The sequence below is a fragment of the Pseudomonas sp. lyk4-TYG-107 genome, from assembly GCF_030209055.1.
Lineage (GTDB): Bacteria > Pseudomonadota > Gammaproteobacteria > Pseudomonadales > Pseudomonadaceae > Aquipseudomonas > Aquipseudomonas putida_A.
The window spans coordinates 36300-55293 of sequence record NZ_JARVST010000040.1; the positions used below are offsets into that span (position 1 = coordinate 36300).

General features: G+C 61.2%; 14 protein-coding genes. 12 read left to right on the plus strand and 2 right to left on the minus strand.

Going from position 1 to position 18994, the window contains the following annotated elements; genetic code table 11:
* Positions 1-85: 85 nt before the first annotated feature.
* The 11 genes from rnr (at position 86) to QRN61_RS27130 (ending at position 16991) form a co-directional block, all read left to right on the plus strand.
* Positions 86-2716: a ribonuclease R gene (rnr, locus tag QRN61_RS27080; RefSeq protein WP_103368239.1), complete on the plus strand. Its 2631-nt coding sequence runs from the start codon at positions 86-88 to the stop codon at positions 2714-2716.
* Positions 2713-3477 carry a 23S rRNA (guanosine(2251)-2'-O)-methyltransferase RlmB gene (rlmB, locus tag QRN61_RS27085; protein ID WP_003221131.1) on the plus strand — a complete coding sequence of 255 codons (765 nt, stop codon included), beginning with the start codon at positions 2713-2715 and terminating at the stop codon, positions 3475-3477. Before rnr ends, rlmB begins: the two co-directional genes overlap by 4 nt.
* A 313-nt stretch (positions 3478-3790) precedes the next feature.
* On the plus strand, positions 3791-4213 hold the full coding sequence (gene rpsF / locus QRN61_RS27090; protein WP_003221133.1) for a 30S ribosomal protein S6: 423 nt from the start codon (positions 3791-3793) through the stop codon (positions 4211-4213).
* Between the two features lie 28 nt (positions 4214-4241).
* A complete protein-coding gene (gene rpsR, locus QRN61_RS27095) occupies positions 4242-4472 on the plus strand; it encodes a 30S ribosomal protein S18 (protein ID WP_002551829.1) in 231 nt (76 codons plus the stop codon).
* A 36-nt stretch (positions 4473-4508) separates the two neighbouring features.
* Positions 4509-5402 (plus strand): hypothetical protein, encoded by an 894-nt coding sequence (locus QRN61_RS27100; protein WP_115985406.1) that lies wholly within the window; start codon positions 4509-4511, stop codon positions 5400-5402.
* 19 nt (positions 5403-5421) lie between these two features.
* Complete coding sequence (gene rplI / locus QRN61_RS27105) at positions 5422-5868, plus strand: 50S ribosomal protein L9 (RefSeq protein ID WP_003221136.1); 447 nt, start codon at positions 5422-5424, stop codon at positions 5866-5868.
* Between the two features lie 120 nt (positions 5869-5988).
* The gene (dnaB, locus tag QRN61_RS27110; RefSeq protein ID WP_003221138.1) at positions 5989-7386 is read left to right on the plus strand and encodes a replicative DNA helicase; all 1398 of its coding nucleotides are present in this window, start codon (positions 5989-5991) and stop codon (positions 7384-7386) included.
* A gap of 192 nt (positions 7387-7578) precedes the next feature.
* A complete protein-coding gene (locus tag QRN61_RS27115; RefSeq protein ID WP_007967456.1) occupies positions 7579-9882 on the plus strand; it encodes a YgiQ family radical SAM protein in 2304 nt (767 codons plus the stop codon).
* A gap of 368 nt (positions 9883-10250) precedes the next feature.
* Complete coding sequence (locus tag QRN61_RS27120) at positions 10251-13526, plus strand: transglutaminase family protein (RefSeq protein WP_097089874.1); 3276 nt, start codon at positions 10251-10253, stop codon at positions 13524-13526.
* An 88-nt stretch (positions 13527-13614) separates the two neighbouring features.
* Positions 13615-16101, plus strand: coding sequence for a circularly permuted type 2 ATP-grasp protein (locus QRN61_RS27125; protein ID WP_285376341.1), 2487 nt, complete (start codon positions 13615-13617; stop codon positions 16099-16101).
* Positions 16101-16991 (plus strand): transglutaminase family protein, encoded by an 891-nt coding sequence (locus tag QRN61_RS27130; RefSeq protein WP_285376344.1) that lies wholly within the window; start codon positions 16101-16103, stop codon positions 16989-16991. Before QRN61_RS27125 ends, QRN61_RS27130 begins: the two co-directional genes overlap by 1 nt.
* A 203-nt stretch (positions 16992-17194) precedes the next feature.
* Here QRN61_RS27130 and QRN61_RS27135 read toward each other — a convergent pair whose 3' ends face one another.
* Together QRN61_RS27135 and QRN61_RS27140 are read right to left on the minus strand one after the other, a co-directional pair.
* Positions 17195-17383, minus strand: a complete 189-nt coding sequence (locus tag QRN61_RS27135) for a hypothetical protein (protein WP_097089877.1) — start codon at positions 17381-17383, stop codon at positions 17195-17197.
* 68 nt (positions 17384-17451) lie between these two features.
* Positions 17452-18039: a cytokinin riboside 5'-monophosphate phosphoribohydrolase gene (locus QRN61_RS27140; RefSeq protein WP_285376347.1), complete on the minus strand. Its 588-nt coding sequence runs from the start codon at positions 18037-18039 to the stop codon at positions 17452-17454.
* A 340-nt stretch (positions 18040-18379) separates the two neighbouring features.
* On the opposite strand from QRN61_RS27140, the gene azu reads away from it, so the two are divergent.
* Positions 18380-18826, plus strand: coding sequence for an azurin (gene azu, locus QRN61_RS27145; protein WP_285376349.1), 447 nt, complete (start codon positions 18380-18382; stop codon positions 18824-18826).
* The last annotated feature ends 168 nt before the right edge of the window (positions 18827-18994 follow it).

The following is an 18994-nucleotide window of genomic DNA, read 5'->3' on the forward strand; positions in this document are numbered from 1 at the left end:
GAAGGGCCTTATATAGTCGGAAATTTCCCGTTTGATGGCGCCTATGCCAAACTAACCCGCATATAGACAAGGTGAAAACTCTCTAATGGCCGATTGGCAGTCCCTCGATCCCGAGGCCGCTCGTGAAGCGGAAAAATATGAAAACCCTATTCCCAGCCGCGAACTGATCCTGGCGCATCTCGCCGATCGGGGTTCGCCTGCTGCCCGCGAGCAACTGGTCGAAGAGTTTGGTCTGACCACAGAAGACCAGATCGAAGCCCTGCGCCGCCGCCTGCGCGCCATGGAGCGCGACGCTCAATTGATCTACACCCGCCGTGGCACCTATGCGCCGGTGGACAAGCTCGACCTGATCCTCGGCCGCATTAGCGGTCACCGTGACGGTTTCGGCTTCCTGGTGCCGGACGACGGCAGCGATGACCTGTTCATGAGCCCGGCGCAGATGCGTCTGGTATTCGATGGCGATCGTGCGCTGGCCCGCGTTTCGGGTCTCGACCGTCGTGGTCGCCGTGAAGGCGTGATCGTCGAAGTGGTGTCCCGTGCCCACGAAACGATCGTCGGTCGCTACTTCGAAGAGGGCGGTATCGGTTTCGTCGTTGCCGACAACCCGAAGATCCAGCAGGAAGTGCTGGTTACGCCAGGCCGTAATGCCAACGCGCAGATCGGTCAGTTCGTCGAGGTGAAGATCACCCACTGGCCGACGCCGCGCTTCCAGCCGCAAGGCGATGTGGTCGAAGTGGTCGGCAACTACATGGCGCCGGGCATGGAAATCGATGTCGCGCTGCGTACCTACGACATTCCGCACGTCTGGCCTGAAGCGGTACTCAAAGAAGCCGCCAAGCTCAAGCCGGAAGTCGAAGAGAAAGACAAAGAAAAGCGTGTCGACCTGCGCCATCTGCCGTTCGTCACCATCGACGGCGAAGATGCCCGCGACTTCGACGACGCGGTCTACTGCGAAGCCAAGCCGGGCAAGTTGCGCCTGTTCTCTGGCGGCTGGAAGTTGTACGTGGCGATTGCCGACGTTTCCAGCTACGTGAAGATCGGTTCGGCGCTGGACAACGAAGCCCAGGTACGCGGCAACTCGGTGTATTTCCCCGAGCGCGTGGTGCCGATGTTGCCTGAACAGCTGTCCAATGGCCTGTGCTCGCTGAACCCGCACGTCGATCGTCTGGCCATGGTTTGCGAGATGACCATCTCCAAGTCCGGCGAAATGACCGACTACTGCTTCTATGAAGCGGTGATCCATTCCCACGCCCGCCTGACCTACAACAAGGTCAGCGCGATGCTGGAAACCCCGAAAGCCACCGAAGCGCGCAAGCTTCGCGGCGAATACACCGACGTGGTGCCGCACCTCAAGCAGCTCTATGCGCTGTACAAAGTGTTGCTGGCTGCCCGTCACGTGCGTGGCGCGATCGATTTCGAAACCCAGGAAACCCGGATCATCTTCGGTTCCGAGCGCAAAATTGCCGAAATCCGTCCGACCACCCGCAACGATGCGCACAAGCTGATCGAGGAATGCATGCTGGCGGCCAACGTGGCCACCGCCGAATTCCTCAAGAAGCACGAAATCCCCGCGCTGTACCGTGTCCACGACGGTCCGCCACCGGAGCGTCTGGAAAAGCTGCGCGCGTTCCTCGGCGAGCTCGGCCTGTCCCTGCACAAAGGCAAGGACGGCCCGTCGCCGAAGGACTATCAGGCCCTGTTGGCGAGCATCAAGGACCGTCCGGATTTCCATCTGATCCAGACCGTGATGCTGCGCTCCCTGAGTCAGGCGGTGTACAGCGCCCAGAACGAAGGCCACTTCGGCCTGAATTACGAGGCCTATACCCACTTTACCTCGCCGATCCGTCGTTACCCGGACCTGCTCACGCACCGCGCCATCCGCAGCGTGATCCATTCGAAACAGGACACTCCGCACGTTCGTCGTGCCGGGGCGATGACCATTCCGAAGGCGCGCATCTATCCCTACGACGAAGCGGCGCTGGAGCAACTCGGCGAGCAGTGCTCGATGAGCGAGCGCCGTGCCGACGAAGCCACCCGCGACGTGGTGAACTGGCTCAAGTGCGAGTTCATGAAAGATCGTGTGGGCGAATCGTTCCCGGGCGTTATCACCGCCGTGACCGGTTTTGGCCTGTTCGTCGAGCTGACTGATATCTACGTCGAAGGCCTGGTGCATGTCACCGCGCTGCCGGGCGACTACTACCACTTCGACCCTGTGCATCACCGCTTGGCGGGCGAGCGCACCGGTCGCAGCTTCCGTCTCGGCGATACCGTTGAAGTGCGCGTGATGCGCGTCGACCTCGACGAGCGCAAGATCGACTTCGAGATGGCAGAAAAAACCATCAGCGCGCCGATCGGTCGCAAGAAACGTGGCGCCGATACCGCAGCACCTGCGAGCAAGGCTGTGGAAGACAAGGCTCCGGCGAAAACCGCCAGCCGTCGTCCGGCCAAGGAAAAAGCCGTCGAGGCCTATCGCCCGAGCGATGCCGTGGCGAAAAACGCCGAGCTGCGCAAAAGCCGTGAATTGAAGAAGGCCTTGCTGGCCGAAGCCAAAAGCGGTGGTAAAGCGGCGTCTGGGGGAAAGACCGGACGGTCGGCGCCGGAGAAGGCCGTCGGCGGCAAGCCAGCCAAACCGAGCAAACACCGTAAAGGCCCGTCGAAAGCGGGTTCGGCTCCAGCCAAAAGTGGCGGGTCGCGTAAACCGAAGGCGAAGTCATGAGTCAGTTGGAAAAAATCTACGGCGTTCACGCGGTAGAAGCGTTGCTGCGTCACCACCCGAAACGCGTCAAGCAGATCTGGCTGGCCGAAAGCCGCAACGATCCGCGCGTGCAGACCCTGATCGAGCTGGCCAACGAAAATCGTGTGCAGATCGGTCAGGCCGAGCGCCGCGAAATGGACGCCTGGGTTGAAGGCGTACACCAGGGCGTGGTCGCGGACGTCAGTCCGAGCCAGGTCTGGGGCGAGGCGATGCTCGACGAGCTGCTCGACCGCACCGAAGGCGCACCGCTGTTGCTGGTGCTCGACGGCGTGACCGACCCGCACAACCTCGGCGCCTGCCTGCGGTCGGCGGATGCTGCCGGCGCGCTGGCGGTGATTGTGCCCAAGGACAAGTCGGCTACCCTGACGCCGGTGGTGCGTAAAGTGGCCTGCGGCGCGGCGGAAGTGATTCCGCTGGTGGCGGTGACCAACCTGGCGCGCACTCTGGAAAAGCTCCAGCAGCGCGGTCTGTGGGTTGTCGGCACGGCGGGTGAGGCCGAGGTCAGCATTTATGACCAGGACCTGACCGGCCCGACCATCCTGATCATGGGCGCCGAAGGCAAAGGCATGCGTCGCCTGACTCGCGAGCACTGCGACTATCTGGTGAACCTGCCGATGGCCGGCAGCGTCAGCAGTCTCAACGTGTCCGTGGCCACCGGTGTGTGCCTGTTCGAAGCACAGCGTCAACGCGGCGCCAAGGCCAAAGCTGCCGCGAAGAAGTAGTCTTGAGCTGAAATCGGTTCAAATGTGGGAGCGAGCCTGCTCGCGAAAGGGGTGTGTCAGCTGACAATAATGTTGCCTGATATATCGCATTCGCGAGCAGGCTCGCTCCCACAGTGTTTTGTGTCAGGTCGAAGATCGGTGGTTGTTCAAATAATCACCAATTGCCTTGCACCTGCGCAGTCCCTTCTCTACAATTGCGCCCCTTGCTGTGACGGCAGGCACGCATGTGCCCCGCGCCAGCAAGTCCATAAGTGTCATTCACTCCTTGTCTGACCGTTTTTGAGCGGCAGGCTACAACCCGTAAGGAGCATTCATGCGTCATTACGAAATCATCTTTCTGGTCCACCCTGACCAGAGCGAGCAAGTCGGCGGCATGGTTGAGCGTTACACCAAGCTGATCGAAGAAGACGGCGGCAAAATCCACCGTCTGGAAGACTGGGGCCGTCGTCAACTGGCCTACGCAATCAACAATGTTCACAAGGCTCACTACGTGATGCTGAACGTTGAGTGCACTGGCAAGGCCCTGGCCGAGCTGGAAGACAACTTCCGCTACAACGATGCTGTGATCCGTAACCTGGTCATCCGTCGCGACGAAGCCGTTACCGGCCAGTCCGAGATGCTCAAGGCTGAAGAAAACCGCAGTGAGCGCCGTGAGCGTCGCGACCGTCCTGAGCACTCCGACGCTGATGGCGTTGAGGGTGATGACAGCGACAACAGCGATAACGCTGACGAGTAATCCACGGACCTTTTAAGGAGCCTATCAAATGGCACGTTTCTTCCGTCGTCGTAAATTCTGCCGCTTCACCGCTGAAGACGTGAAAGAGATCGATTACAAAGATCTCAACACTCTGAAAGCCTACGTATCCGAGACCGGCAAAATCGTTCCAAGCCGCATCACCGGTACCAAAGCTCGTTATCAGCGTCAGCTGGCCACCGCTATCAAGCGCGCCCGCTTCCTGGCCCTGCTGGCCTACACCGACAGCCACGGCCGCTGAGACCGGGCAGTCGACAAGTAGCAAAGGATTGAATGCATGCGTGCCTTAGCTGAGTTCATCATGCGAGGCCGTATGCAGGCCACTCTCGTGGTGGCCGGATGTGCAACATTGCCGTTGTTGTATTGGTTGGGTGCTGCCGCCGGGAGCCTGGTGCTTCTGCGGCGCGGACTGACGGACGCCCTGGGTGTTCTGTCTCTGGGGCTGCTGCCGGCTTTGGTCTGGTGGCTTTATGCCGATGATCCACGGGCACTTCTGGTGCTGCTGGGGTCTTCGGGGCTTGCGTTGGTGTTGCGCGCAAGCGAGTCCTGGGTTCGCACGCTGCTGGTCAGCGTAGTGATTGGAGTGGTGTTTTCAGTGGTGCTCGGGGCAGCGTTTGCGGCCCAGATCGAGATGCTCGCGCAGGCCTTGATAAAGGTCATGCCGGCGCTTCTTGGTGAAACCTACAAGCAATTGTCGGTCGATGAGCAAGCGCGCTTCGCGTCCCTGATTGCACCAGTCCTGACCGGACTGATTGCGGCTCTGTTGCAGATCGTCAGCGTGCTGAGCCTGATTGTCGGGCGGCATTGGCAAGCGTTGTTGTACAACCCGGGTGGTTTTGGTCGCGAGTTTCGCGCCATCCGGATCCCGCTGGGGCCGGCGATGTTGCTGCTGGCGTTGATGCTTCTGGGCCCGAATCTCGGTGCACAGATGGCCATGTTGACGCCGTTGTGCAGTGTACCGCTGGTGTTCGCCGGACTGGCCCTGATTCACGGGCTGGTCGGGCAGAAGCGACTGGCCGGTTTCTGGCTGGTGGGGTTGTACGTGACACTGCTGCTGTTCATGCAGCTGATCTATCCGTTGCTCGTGGTTCTGGCCATTGTCGACAGCCTGATTGATTTTCGCGGTCGTCACGTGTCGAAAGACACCGATAACGCGAACGGTGAAGGTTAAAAGTTAAGAGGATTTCCACATGCAACTGATCCTTCTGGAAAAAATCGCCAACCTGGGCAACCTGGGCGACAAAGTAAACGTTAAGGCCGGTTACGGCCGTAACTACCTGCTGCCTTTCGGCAAAGCTACCGCTGCGACCGCTGCCAACCTGGCTGCGTTCGAAGAGCGTCGTGCCGAGCTGGAAAAAGCTGCCGCAGACCGTAAAGCATCGGCGGAAAGCCGTGCTGCCCAACTGGCCGAGCTGGAAGTGACCATCACTGCCACCGCTGGCGACGAAGGCAAGCTGTTCGGTTCGATCGGTACTCACGACATCGCTGACGCACTGACCGCCTCCGGCGTTGAAGTGCAGAAGAGCGAAGTTCGTCTGCCGAACGGCACCATCCGCAACGTGGGTGAATTCGACGTGGCTGTGCACCTGCACGCCGAAGTTGAAGCCACCGTACGCGTTGTCGTGGTAGCAGCTTAAGCAATACTTGTCGGCTGGCACCCTCGGGTGCTTGCCGGTAACATCGGGCACGATCCTGTTTACAGGTCGTGCCCTTTGTCTTTCTGGTACTCCCGTTTTCAAACCTGACTCCAAGTGGCCATGAACGAAATCACCGCTCCCGAGCAATACGATCTGCAAACCGCTGCCCTGAAGGTGCCGCCGCACTCCATCGAGGCCGAACAGGCCGTACTCGGTGGTCTGATGCTGGACAACAACGCCTGGGAACGCGTGCTCGATCAAGTCTCCGACGGCGATTTCTACCGACATGACCACCGTCTGATCTTCCGTGCGATCGCCAAACTGGCCGATCAGAACATGCCGATCGACGTCGTGACCCTTGCCGAGCAACTGGACAAGGAAGGTCAGACGTCCCAGGTCGGCGGCCTCGGTTACCTCGGCGAGCTGGCGAAAAACACGCCGTCCGTCGCCAACATCAAGGCCTATGCGCAGATCGTTCGCCAGCGGGCGACGTTGCGTCAGTTGATCGGTATCAGCACCGAAATTGCCGACGCCGCGTTCAATCCTGAGGGCCGTACTGCCGAAGAGATCCTCGACGAGGCCGAACGGCAGATCTTCCAGATCGCCGAGGCGCGGCCGAAGACCGGCGGCCCGGTGGGGGTCAACGAACTGTTGACCAAGGCCATCGATCGCATCGACACCCTGTTCAACACCGCCGACGCAATCACCGGTCTGTCCACCGGTTATACCGACCTCGACGAGAAGACCAGTGGCCTGCAGCCGTCCGACCTGATCATCGTCGCCGGCCGTCCGTCGATGGGTAAGACCACCTTCGCGATGAACCTGGTGGAAAACGCCGTACTGCGCAGCGACAAGGCGGTGCTGGTGTACTCCCTCGAGATGCCAGGCGAATCGCTGATCATGCGTATGCTTTCGTCCCTGGGTCGTATCGACCAGACCAAGGTGCGTTCCGGCCAGCTCGAGGACGACGACTGGCCGCGCCTGACCTCGGCGGTCAACCTGCTCAATGATCGCAAACTGTTCATCGACGATACCGCCGGCATCAGCCCGTCGGAAATGCGTGCGCGAACCCGACGTCTGGTGCGTGAGCACGGCGACATCGGCCTGATCATGATCGACTACCTGCAGTTGATGCAGATTCCGGGTTCAAGCGGTGACAACCGGACCAACGAGATTTCCGAGATCTCCCGATCCCTGAAAGCCCTGGCCAAAGAATTCAACTGCCCGGTGGTGGCGCTGTCGCAGCTCAACCGTTCCCTGGAACAACGTCCCAACAAGCGTCCGGTGAACTCCGACTTGCGGGAATCCGGAGCGATCGAGCAGGACGCCGACGTCATCATGTTCGTGTACCGGGACGAGGTGTATCACCCGGAAACCGAGCACAAGGGCATCGCCGAAATCATCATCGGCAAGCAGCGGAACGGCCCGATCGGCTTTATCCGCCTGGCCTTTATCGGTAAGTACACCCGCTTCGAAAACCTCGCGCCGGGCAGTTACAACTTCGACGACGATGAGTAAATTCTTCATCGTTTGAGCTGACGCCTTCGCGAGCAAGCCCGCTCCCACACCTGGAATGCATTCAAATGTGGGAGCGGGCTTGCTCGCGAATGGGCGTGGCGCAATTTCCGACCACAGCCGTCGGAATTGGTCAAAATTTGTGCTATATTCCGCGCCCGCGAAATTCAATGAAAGCCAACACCGGTTATCGACATGCAAGCAGCCAAGCCGTTATTTGACTATCCGAAGTACTGGGCCGAATGTTTCGGGCCAGCGCCATTCCTGCCAATGAGCAGGGAGGAGATGGATCAGCTCGGCTGGGATTCCTGCGACATCATCATCGTCACCGGTGATGCCTACGTCGATCACCCGTCGTTCGGCATGGCGATCATCGGCCGGCTGCTGGAGTCCCAGGGCTTCCGCGTCGGGATCATCGCCCAGCCGAACTGGCAGTCCAAAGACGACTTCATGAAGCTCGGCGAGCCGAACCTGTTCTTCGGCGTCGCGGCCGGCAACATGGACTCGATGATCAACCGCTACACCGCAGACAAGAAAATCCGTTCCGACGACGCATACACCCCGGGTGGCATGGCGGGCAAACGTCCGGATCGCGCGAGCCTGGTCTACAGCCAGCGCTGCAAGGAAGCCTACAAGCATGTGCCGATCGTCCTGGGCGGCATCGAAGCTTCCCTGCGCCGCATCGCCCACTACGACTACTGGCAGGATCGTGTACGCAACTCGATCCTGATCGACGCCAGCGCCGACATTCTGCTGTACGGCAACGCCGAGCGCGCCATCGTCGAAGTGGCCCAGCGTCTGTCCTACGGGCACAAGATCGAAGACATCACCGACGTGCGCGGCACCGCGTTCATCCGTCGTGACACGCCGCAGGGCTGGTACGAAGTCGACTCCACGCGTATCGACCGTCCGGGCAAGGTCGACAAGATCATCAACCCGTACGTCAACACCCAGGACACCCAGGCCTGCGCCATCGAGCAAGAGAAGGGCCCGGTGGATGATCCCGAGGAAGCCAAGGTCGTACAGATCCTGGCCAGCCCGCGCATGACTCGCGACAAGACCGTGATCCGCCTGCCGTCGATGGAAAAGGTGCGTAACGACCCGGTCCTGTATGCCCACGCCAACCGCGTGCTGCACCTCGAAACCAACCCGGGCAACGCCCGCGCGCTGGTGCAGAAACATGGCGAGATCGACGTCTGGTTCAACCCGCCGCCGATTCCGATGACCACTGAAGAAATGGACTACGTGTTCGGCATGCCTTACGCACGGGTTCCGCACCCGGCGTACGGCAAGGAGAAGATCCCGGCCTACGACATGATCCGTTTCTCGGTGAACATCATGCGTGGCTGCTTCGGCGGTTGTACCTTCTGCTCGATCACCGAGCACGAAGGCCGGATCATCCAGAACCGTTCCGAAGAGTCGATCATTCGCGAAATCGAAGAGATCCGCGACAAGGTTCCAGGCTTCACCGGCGTCATCTCCGACCTCGGCGGCCCGACCGCGAACATGTATCGCATCGCCTGCAAGAGCCCGGAGATCGAATCCGCGTGCCGCAAGCCGTCCTGCGTATTCCCGGGCATCTGCCCGAACCTGAACACCGACCACTCGTCGCTGATTCAGCTGTACCGCAGCGCCCGTGCCCTGCCGGGTGTGAAGAAGATCCTGATCGCCTCCGGCCTGCGTTACGACCTCGCGGTCGAGTCGCCGGAGTACGTCAAAGAGCTGGTGACCCACCACGTTGGCGGTTACCTGAAGATCGCCCCGGAACACACCGAGGAAGGTCCGCTCAACCAGATGATGAAACCGGGCATTGGCAGCTATGACAAGTTCAAGCGCATGTTCGAGAAGTACACCAAGGAAGCAGGCAAAGAGCAGTACCTGATCCCGTACTTCATCGCCGCGCACCCGGGCACCACCGACGAAGACATGATGAACCTGGCGCTGTGGCTCAAGGGCAACGGTTTCCGTGCCGACCAGGTGCAGGCGTTCTATCCGTCGCCGATGGCCACTGCGACCGCGATGTACCACTCGGGCAAGAACCCGCTGCGCAAGGTCACCTACAAGAGCGACGGCGTGACCATCGTCAAGAGCGAAGAGCAGCGCCGCCTGCACAAGGCGTTCTTGCGTTATCACGACCCGAAAGGCTGGCCGATGCTGCGCGAAGCGTTGATTCGCATGGGCCGTGGTGATCTGATCGGTCCGGGCAAGGATCAGTTGATTCCGCTGCACCAACCTGCCACCGACAGCTACCAGAGCGCCCGTCGCAAGAACTCGACGCCGGCCGGCAGCCACAAGGTCGCGAAAGAGAAGACCACCAAGATTCTCACCCAGCACAACGGCCTGCCGCCGCGTGCCAGCGACGGTGGCAATCCTTGGGACAAGCGTGAACAAGCCAAGGCTGCGGCATTCGCCCGCAACCAGCAGGCGGCCAAGGAGCGCAAGGAAGCGGCCAAGGGCAAGGGGCCGAAACCGGCTCGCAAGCCAGTCGTTCCGCGCTAAGTCGCTTTTTGTTTCAACAGAACGCCAACCTTCGGGTTGGCGTTTTTCATTTCAAAGTCGCTGAAATTCATGTGGCGAGGGAGCTTGCTCCCGCTCGGCGGCGAAGCCGTCGTAAAGTCGGATCCCTCGATCCTCCTGAAACATCCAGTTGATGATTTTAGGACCGCTTCGCGCCCCAGCGGGAGCAAGCTCCCTCGCCACACAAGAATTCCTTCGCCACATTTAGGCGCAACTTCACTAAGGCATTTTCCCGCATCGCCCGATTTTGGTGCTGTACTGCCCTGAGCATTCCGGGAAAGCGCCCAAGCCCTTGCATGGCATAAGTCTTGCGCGCTTTCGAATACGCTTAGGCTCGCAGGAGGCACGCCGTGTCGATTCATGTCGCATTGCATCACGTCACGCATTACCGCTACGACCGCGCTGTCGAACTCGGCCCGCAGATCGTACGCCTGCGCCCGGCCGCCCACAGCCGCACGCGGATCCTCTCGTATGCGCTGAAGGTCTCGCCCGAGCAGCATTTCATCAACTGGCAGCAAGACCCGCAGGGCAACTACCTCGCGCGGCTGGTGTTCCCCGAGAAAACCGATGAGTTGCGCATCGAGGTCGATCTGCTGGCCGAGATGGCGGTGTTCAACCCCTTCGACTTCTTCCTCGAACCCTATGCCGAGAAAATCCCCTTCACTTACGCCGCAGATGAACGCAAGGAATTGGCGCCGTACCTCGAAACTCTGCCGCTGACCCCGGCATTCAAAGCCTATCTGGACGGGATCGACCGTACGCCGCTGCCCGCCGTGGATTTCCTGGTGATGCTCAACCAGCGTCTCAGCGAAGACATCCGCTACCTGATCCGCATGGAACCGGGCGTGCAAACTCCGGAACACACCCTCGAACATGCCTCCGGCTCCTGCCGCGACTCGGCGTGGCTGCTGGTGCAACTGCTGCGCAACCTCGGGTTGGCCGCGCGGTTTGTCTCCGGTTACCTGATTCAACTGACTGCCGACGTGAAGAGCCTCGACGGCCCGTCCGGCACCGAGGTGGATTTCACCGACCTGCACGCCTGGTGCGAGGTGTACTTGCCAGGCGCAGGCTGGATCGGTCTGGATGCTACGTCCGGATTGTTCGCCGGCGAAGGGCATATCCCGCTGGCCTGCAGCCCTGATCCATCCTCAGCCGCGCCGATCAGTGGTCTGGTCGAGCCGTGCGAATGCCAGTTCAGCCACGAAATGTCGGTGGAGCGGATCTGGGAAGCGCCACGGGTGACCAAGCCCTACACCGATGAGCAGTGGCTGGCGATTCAGGCGCTGGGCCGGCAGATCGATGCCGACCTGCTGGAAGGCGATGTGCGCCTGACCATGGGCGGCGAGCCGACCTTCGTCTCCATCGATGACCCGGACGGCGCCGAGTGGAACACCGCCGCGCTGGGCCCGGACAAGCGCCGCCTCTCCGCCGAACTGTTCCAGCGCATGCGCCAGCACTATGCGCCGAAAGGTCTGGTGCATTTCGGTCAGGGCAAGTGGTACCCGGGCGAGCAATTGCCGCGCTGGTCGCTCAACTGCTATTGGCGCCGCGATGGCGTGCCGATCTGGCACAACAGCGCGCTGATCGCCGATGAGCAGCAGGACTACGGCGCCGATGGCGAACTGGCGGGACGCTTTCTCGCGAGTGTTGCCGAACGCCTGAAACTGCCGGCACGTTTCGTGTTTCCAGCCTATGAAGACAATTTTTATTACCTCTGGCGTGAGGGCGCATTGCCGAGCAACGTCAGCGCTGAAGACTCGCGTCTTGAAGAACCGCTGGAGCGTGCGCGTCTGCGCAAGGTTTTCGCGCAGGGCCTGGATAAAGTGATCGGCCAGGTGCTGCCGCTGGCCCGCACCGCCAAGGGTGATCAATGGCAGAGCGGGCGCTGGTATCTGCGCGACGAGCATTGCCGACTGGTGCAGGGGGATTCGCCGTTGGGTTATCGCTTGCCACTCGGCTCGCAGCCGTGGGTGAAGGCCGCCGAGTATCCGTTCATTCATCCCAACGATCCGAATCAGGACTTTCCCGAGCTGCCGGACACCGCGCAGCTCAACAGTCATGCCGAACCCGCCGCAGCCGCCGAACGTGCGCCGAAAATCGACGAGTCCGCCGACTGGCTGACCCGCACCGCCTTCTGCGCCGAGGCCCGCGAAGGGCGTCTGTATCTGTTCATGCCGCCGCTGGAGCGGGTCGAGGACTATCTGGAACTGGTGGCGGCCATCGAAGCCACCGCCGAAGAGCTGCATTGCCCGGTGCTGCTGGAAGGTTACGAGCCGCCGAGCGATCCGCGCCTGAGCAACTTCCGCATCACCCCGGATCCGGGCGTGATCGAGGTCAACGTGCAGCCATCGGCGACCTGGGACGAACTGGTCGAACGCACCGAGTTTCTCTATGAACAGGCGCGACAAACCCGCCTGACCACCGAAAAATTCATGATCGACGGGCGCCATACCGGCACCGGCGGCGGCAACCATTTCGTCCTCGGTGGCGCGACCCCGGCGGACTCACCGTTCCTGCGTCGCCCGGACCTGCTGCGCAGCCTGATCAGCTACTGGCACAACCATCCGTCACTGTCCTACCTGTTTTCCGGCTTGTTCATCGGCCCGACCTCGCAGGCGCCACGGGTCGATGAAGCGCGCAACGACGCCCTGTACGAACTGGAAATCGCCTTCGCGCAGATGCCTGAACCGGGCGAAGCGTGCGCGCCGTGGCTGGTGGATCGACTGCTGCGCAATTTGCTGATCGACGTCACCGGCAACACTCACCGCGCCGAGTTCTGCATCGACAAACTGTATTCGCCGGATGGCGCTACCGGGCGTCTGGGCCTGCTGGAGCTGCGCGCCTTCGAAATGCCGCCGCATGCGCGGATGAGCCTGGCTCAGCAGTTGTTGCTGCGTGCGCTGGTTGCGCGATTCTGGCGCGAGCCATATGCGCCGCCGAAACTGGCGCGCTGGGGCACCGAGCTGCACGACCGCTTCATGCTGCCGCACTTTATCGAGCAGGATTTCGCCGACGTCATCGTCGAACTGAACAACGCCGGTTATCCGTTGCGCGCCGAATGGTTTGCCGCGCATCTGGAGTTCCGTTTTCCCAAGGTCGGCGATTACGCGGTCAGCGGCATCGAGATGGAGCTGCGCCAGGCGCTGGAACCTTGGCATGTGCTGGGCGAGGAGGGTACGGCGGGCGGCACGGTGCGTTATGTCGATTCGTCGCTGGAGCGTTTGCAGATCAAGCTCAGCGGCTTGCCGCCGCAGCGCTATCTGCTGACCTGTAACGGTATTCCGCTGCCGCTGCAACCGACCGGGCGCATCGGTGAGTTCGTCGCCGGCGTGCGCTTTCGGGCCTGGCAACCGGCCAACTGCCTGCAACCGACCATCCCGGTGCACGCGCCGCTGGTGTTCGACCTGCTCGACACCTGGATGCAGCGTTCGCTGGGCGGTTGCCAGTACCACGTGGCGCACCCGGGCGGGCGCAATTACGAGACGTTACCGGTCAATGCCAACGAAGCTGAGAGCCGGCGCATGGCGCGGTTTTTCCGCATCGGACACACGCCGGGGAAACTTCCGATACCGAACCTGACAATCTCCGACGAGTTGCCGATGACGCTCGATTTACGACGTTTCTAAGTCCTGCACGACATGCGGATTTTTCGTATATCCGCACGTCATGTGCCTGCGTTAGTCTGACCGTTCCTTGCTGTCTGCCGAGCTTTCCATGCCTGACCTGCTAGACCGCTACCCGCTGACCGCGGGCACTTATCACGAACTGCTGAATGACAGCGGGGAAGTGCGCCCGCACTGGCGGCGGCTGTTCGATCAATTGCAGCGCAGCACCCCGGCGCAACTGGTGCAGCGGCAGGCGTTGCTGGCCCGGCAGATTCAGGAAAACGGCGTGACCTACAACGTCTATGCCGATCCCAAGGGCGCTGACCGCCCGTGGGAGCTGGACCTGCTGCCGCACGTGATCGCTGCTGACGAGTGGCAACAACTCTCGACGGGGATTGCCCAGAGAGCACGCCTGCTCAATGCGGTACTGGCTGATCTGTATGGGCCACAGCGATTGATCAGCGAAGGGTTGTTACCGGCGGAGCTGGTGTTCGGCCACAACAATTTTCTCTGGCCCTGTCAGGGCATCGCACCACCGGAAGATGCCTTTCTGCATCTGTACGCCGTGGATCTGGCGCGCACGCCGGACGGGCGCTGGTGGGTCACGGCGGATCGTACTCAGGCACCGTCGGGCGCGGGCTATGCGCTGGAAAATCGCACCATTGTGTCGCGCGCCTTTCCCGAGTTGTACCGCGATCTGAAAGTGCAGCATCTGGCTGGGTTCTTCCGCACCCTGCAGGAAACCCTCGCGCGTCAGGCGCCGTGTGCCGATGATGCGCCGCTGGTGGTGTTGCTGACGCCCGGACGCTTCAACGAAAGTTACTTCGAACACCTTTATCTGGCACGCCAGCTCGGTTATCCGCTGGTGGAGGGCGGCGACCTCACCGTGCGCGATGCCACGGTGTACCTGAAAACCCTCAGTGGTCTGCGCCGGGTGCACGCGATCATGCGCCGGCTCGACGATGACTTCTGCGATCCGCTGGAGCTGCGCACCGATTCGGCACTTGGTGTGCCTGGCCTGCTGGAAGCGGTGCGTCAGGGCCGGGTGCTGGTGGCCAACGCCTTGGGCAGCGGCGTGCTGGAGTCGCCGGGGTTGCTTGGATTTCTGCCGAAGATCAATCAGTACCTGTTCGGCGAAGAACTGCTGCTGCCGTCCATCGCCACCTGGTGGTGCGGCGAGGCGCCGGTGCTGGCGCAGGCGTTGGAAAAGCTTCCCGAGCTGCTGATCAAACCGGCGTTCCCCTCACAAAGCTTCGCCCCGGTATTCGGCCGCGATCTGAGCGAACAACAGCGCCAGGCGCTCGCCGAGCGCATGCAGGCGCGGCCATACGCGTATGTCGCGCAAGAGTTGGCGCAGCTGTCCCAGGCGCCGATCTGGCAGGCCGAAGACGGCCAACTGCAACCGCGAGCGATCGGCATGCGCGTGTACGCGGTGGCCAGTGGTGACGGTTACCGCATATTGCCCGGTGGGCTGACCCGGGTCGCTGCCGAGGCCGATGCCGAAGTGGTGTCGATGCAGCGCGGTGGGGCGAGCAAGGACACCTGGGTGTTGGGCGAGCGTGCGCCGAGTGGCGAACAATGGAAAACCCAGCGCAACGTCGGCGTACACGATCTGGTGCGCCGCGATCCTTATCTGCCCTCGCGGGTAGTGGAAAACCTGTTCTGGTTCGGTCGTTACTGCGAGCGTTGTGACGACAGTGCGCGACTGCTGCGGATCATGCTCGCGCGGTATGTCGATGGCGATGATCCGCAAGCCTTGCAGGCGGCCGTGGAGCTGGGCGAGCGGCTGATGTTGCTGCCGGAGGAGGGTGAGCTGCCGGAGCGGCTGCTGGCGGCGCTGCTCGGCGAGGACTGGTCGTTCAGCCTGCGCTCCAACCTGCAGCGCTTGCAGTGGGCGGCCTCGCAGGTGCGCGGCAAGCTTTCACGGGAAAACTGGCAGGCGTTGGTCGAGTTGCAGCGCGAGGCGCTGGAACTGGACACCGAAGAGCCGGACTTCGGCGAGTTGCTGGATTTCCTCAACCGGCTGGTGATGTCACTGGCGGCGCTCTCGGGGTTCGCGCTCGACGACATGACGCGCGACGAAGGCTGGCGCTTTCTGATGATCGGCCGGCGCATCGAGCGGTTGCAGTTTCTCAGCAGCAGTCTGGCGGCGTTTCTGCGCGGCGCCGGGGCGTTCGATCAAGCGGGGCTGGAATGGCTGCTGGAGTTGGGCAACAGCAGCATCACCTACCGTTCGCGGTATCTGGCGGTGGCGCAGTTGATTCCGGTGCTCGACCTGTTGCTGCTGGATGAGCAGAACCCGCACGCGGTGTTGTTCCAGTTGAAACTGGTGACCCGCACTTTGAAACGCTTGAACGATGATTTCGGCGTACCTCGCGAGGCCGGGCTGCCGCAATTGGTCGAGCGTCTGGCGCGGTTCGATCTGGGCTGTCTGGAGAACCCGCTGTTCGGGGAAAACAGTGTGCGTGCCGCGCTCGATGGTCTGGCGGATCTGCTGCAAGAGATTGCCGAAGCCAGCGGTCAGGTGTCCGATCGACTGGCGCTGCGCCACTTTGCCCATGTCGATGATGTCAGCCAGCGCACGGTGTCCGTCTGATGAGCGCGCACTACCAGATCTTCCACGACACCTGTTACCACTACGACAGCCCGGTGTCGCTGGCGCAGCAACTCGCGCACCTGTGGCCGCGTGAGTGCACGTGGCAACGCTGCACCGAGCAGCAATTGCTGATCAGCCCGGACCCGACCACGCGGCGGGATGAACTGGATGTGTTCGGCAATCCGCTGACCCGACTGGCCTTCGAGCGCCCGCATGACGAGTTGCAGGTCAACGCCCGGCTCACGGTTGAGGTGCTGGCGCGGCCACCGGCGGATTTCAGTCTGTCCCCGGCGTGGGAGCAGACGCGTGATGCGCTGACCTACAGCAGCCAGCCATTGTCCGCCGAAATGCTGGAGGCTTGTCGCTATCGGTTTCAATCACCCTACGTGCATTTGAAACGCAGCTTCGTCGAGTTTTCCGAAAGCTGTTTTCCTCCAGGCAGGCCCTTGTTGCTGGGCGTGCAGGCCTTGATGCAGAAAATTTTCAGCGAATTCACCTTCGATGCCGAGGCCACGCAAGTGGCGACGCCGCTGGTCGAGGTGCTGGAGCGCCGGCGTGGCGTTTGTCAGGACTTCGCGCATCTGATGCTCGCTTGCGTGCGCTCGCGAGGGCTGGCAGCGCGTTACATCAGTGGTTATCTGCTGACCCAGCCGCCGCCGGGACAGCCACGGCTGATCGGCGCCGATGCGTCGCATGCCTGGGTCTCGGTGTTCTGTCCGGTATTGGGCTGGGTGGATTTCGATCCGACCAACAACGTGCAGCCGGCGCTGGAGCACATCACCCTGGCGTGGGGTCGGGACTTTTCCGATGTGTCGCCGTTGCGTGGGGTGATTTTGGGGGGCGGCAGTCACGACCCGGAGGTCCGCGTCACGGTGATGCCATTGGACTAACGCTGATCAGCGGTGGGAGCGAGCCTGCTCGCGAAGGCGTCAGGTCAATCAGCATACAAGCGGCTAATACACCGCTTTCGCGAGCAGGCTCGCTCCCACATGGGAATTGGGTGTATTTGGGAGGGCTGTGAGAGCCAGCGGCTGAGCCGCCAGCCCCGTCACAAATCCGCAGGGTCTGACTCGATCATCAAACCCGGTGGGGCTCAGGCGTCAGGTGCCTGGTCTTTCGGTGCATCAACAACTTCATCATCGTTGTCAGTCGCCACTTCACCGTCAGGGTTCAGTGCCGCTTCTTCAGCCTGTTGTTTCTTGCGCTGAAGCTTTTCCTCTTTCTTCTTTTCCTTTTCCAGGTCTCGTTGACGTTTGGCGAAGGAGTAATTGGGTTTGGCCATGGGCGATCCTCTGGGGTCGAAGGTGAGGTTGAGCGGCGCGTATTCTGCCCTGTATCGGTGCCCGGCGGTTAGCCGGGTTTTTGGTCGACCCACTTGGGCGTGACGGTCGGCTTCCAGTTATCCAGGGCGTCGAGCAGCGATTGTGCTGATTCGCTCACTTGCAGCATGTCACGGTGTTGGGCGCGAACGAAGCCTTCGCCGACGATATGGTCAAGAAAAGCCGTGAGTTTGCTGTAAAAACCGTTCACCTCAAGCAGCCCCAGCGGTTTGCCGTGGTAACCGAGCTGGCCCCAGGTCCAGACTTCGAACAGCTCTTCCAGCGTGCCGAGACCGCCGGGCAACGCGATGAACGCATCGCTCAGCTCGGCCATGCGTGCCTTGCGCGCGTGCATGCCATCGACGACTTCGAGGCGCGTCAGGTTTTTGTGGCCGATCTCCTTGTCCATCAGGCTTTGCGGAATGATCCCGATCACTTCGCCGCCGGCGGCCAGCGCGGCGTCCGCCACCAGGCCCATCAGACCCACGGCACCACCACCGTAAACCAGCGTCAGTTGGCGCTCGGCGAGTGCCCGGCCAAGGGCTTGGGCGGCTTCGGTGTAAGCCGGATCAGTGCCGGCGTTGGCACCGCAAAATACACAAACGGATGTGAGAGACATGCCTTCCTCCTGGGTCAATCCGTCACAGGGTAATGGCTGGCACGCCTTGATCCAAGGGCTAAGCTTCGCGTTCTGGCGATTCGAAGGTACCGCTGGCGCCACAGGCGTAAGCGGCGAGCAAACTGCACAACAGGCCGTTAAAGAACATGATCGGTACTCCGTTTCAGTAGATGCGCCGATCATAGGCCCGGCCCGGGATTATCGCCGGTAGATTGTTTCGATAAGTGTCATAGCCTGAAAGTTGTATACAATTTTTGACTCAAGTCATAGGAACTTGCGAAGATTTCAGGCAGTCTTTCCACCATTAGTGTTTTTGTTAACCCTGCCTTGGAGATTCACCATGTTTTCCAAAGTTGTTGCGGTATCCCTGCTGGCGCTGGCCAGCAGCCAATTGATGGCTGCCGAGTGCAAAACCACCGTTGATTCCACCGACCAGATGTCCTTCAACACCAAAGCCATCGAAATCGACAAGAGCTGCAAGACCTTCACCGTCGAGCTGACCCACTCCGGCAACCTGCCGAAGAACGTCATGGGCCATAACCTGGTGATCAGCAAAGAAGCCGACATGCAGCCGATCGCTACCGACGGCCTGGCTGCCGGCATCGACAAGAACTACCTGAAAGACGGCGACGAGCGCGTTATCGCCCATACCAAGATCATCGGCGCCGGCGAGAAAGACACGCTGACCATCGACGTTTCGAAGCTGGCCGCTGGCACTGACTACGGCTTCTTCTGCTCCTTCCCGGGCCACATCTCGATGATGAAAGGCACCATTGCTGTGAAGTAAGCAGGTTCACCGCGTTATCGTTCTTCGCGAGCAGGCTCGCTCCCACAGGTTCGCGCCGTCAATGTGGGAGCGAGCCTGCTCGCGAAGAGGCCATGAGCATCGACAGGTGAACTGTGTCTAGTCCTGAAATAGGTTTACACCTGTTTCAGTCTCAAAATGCCCGATGCA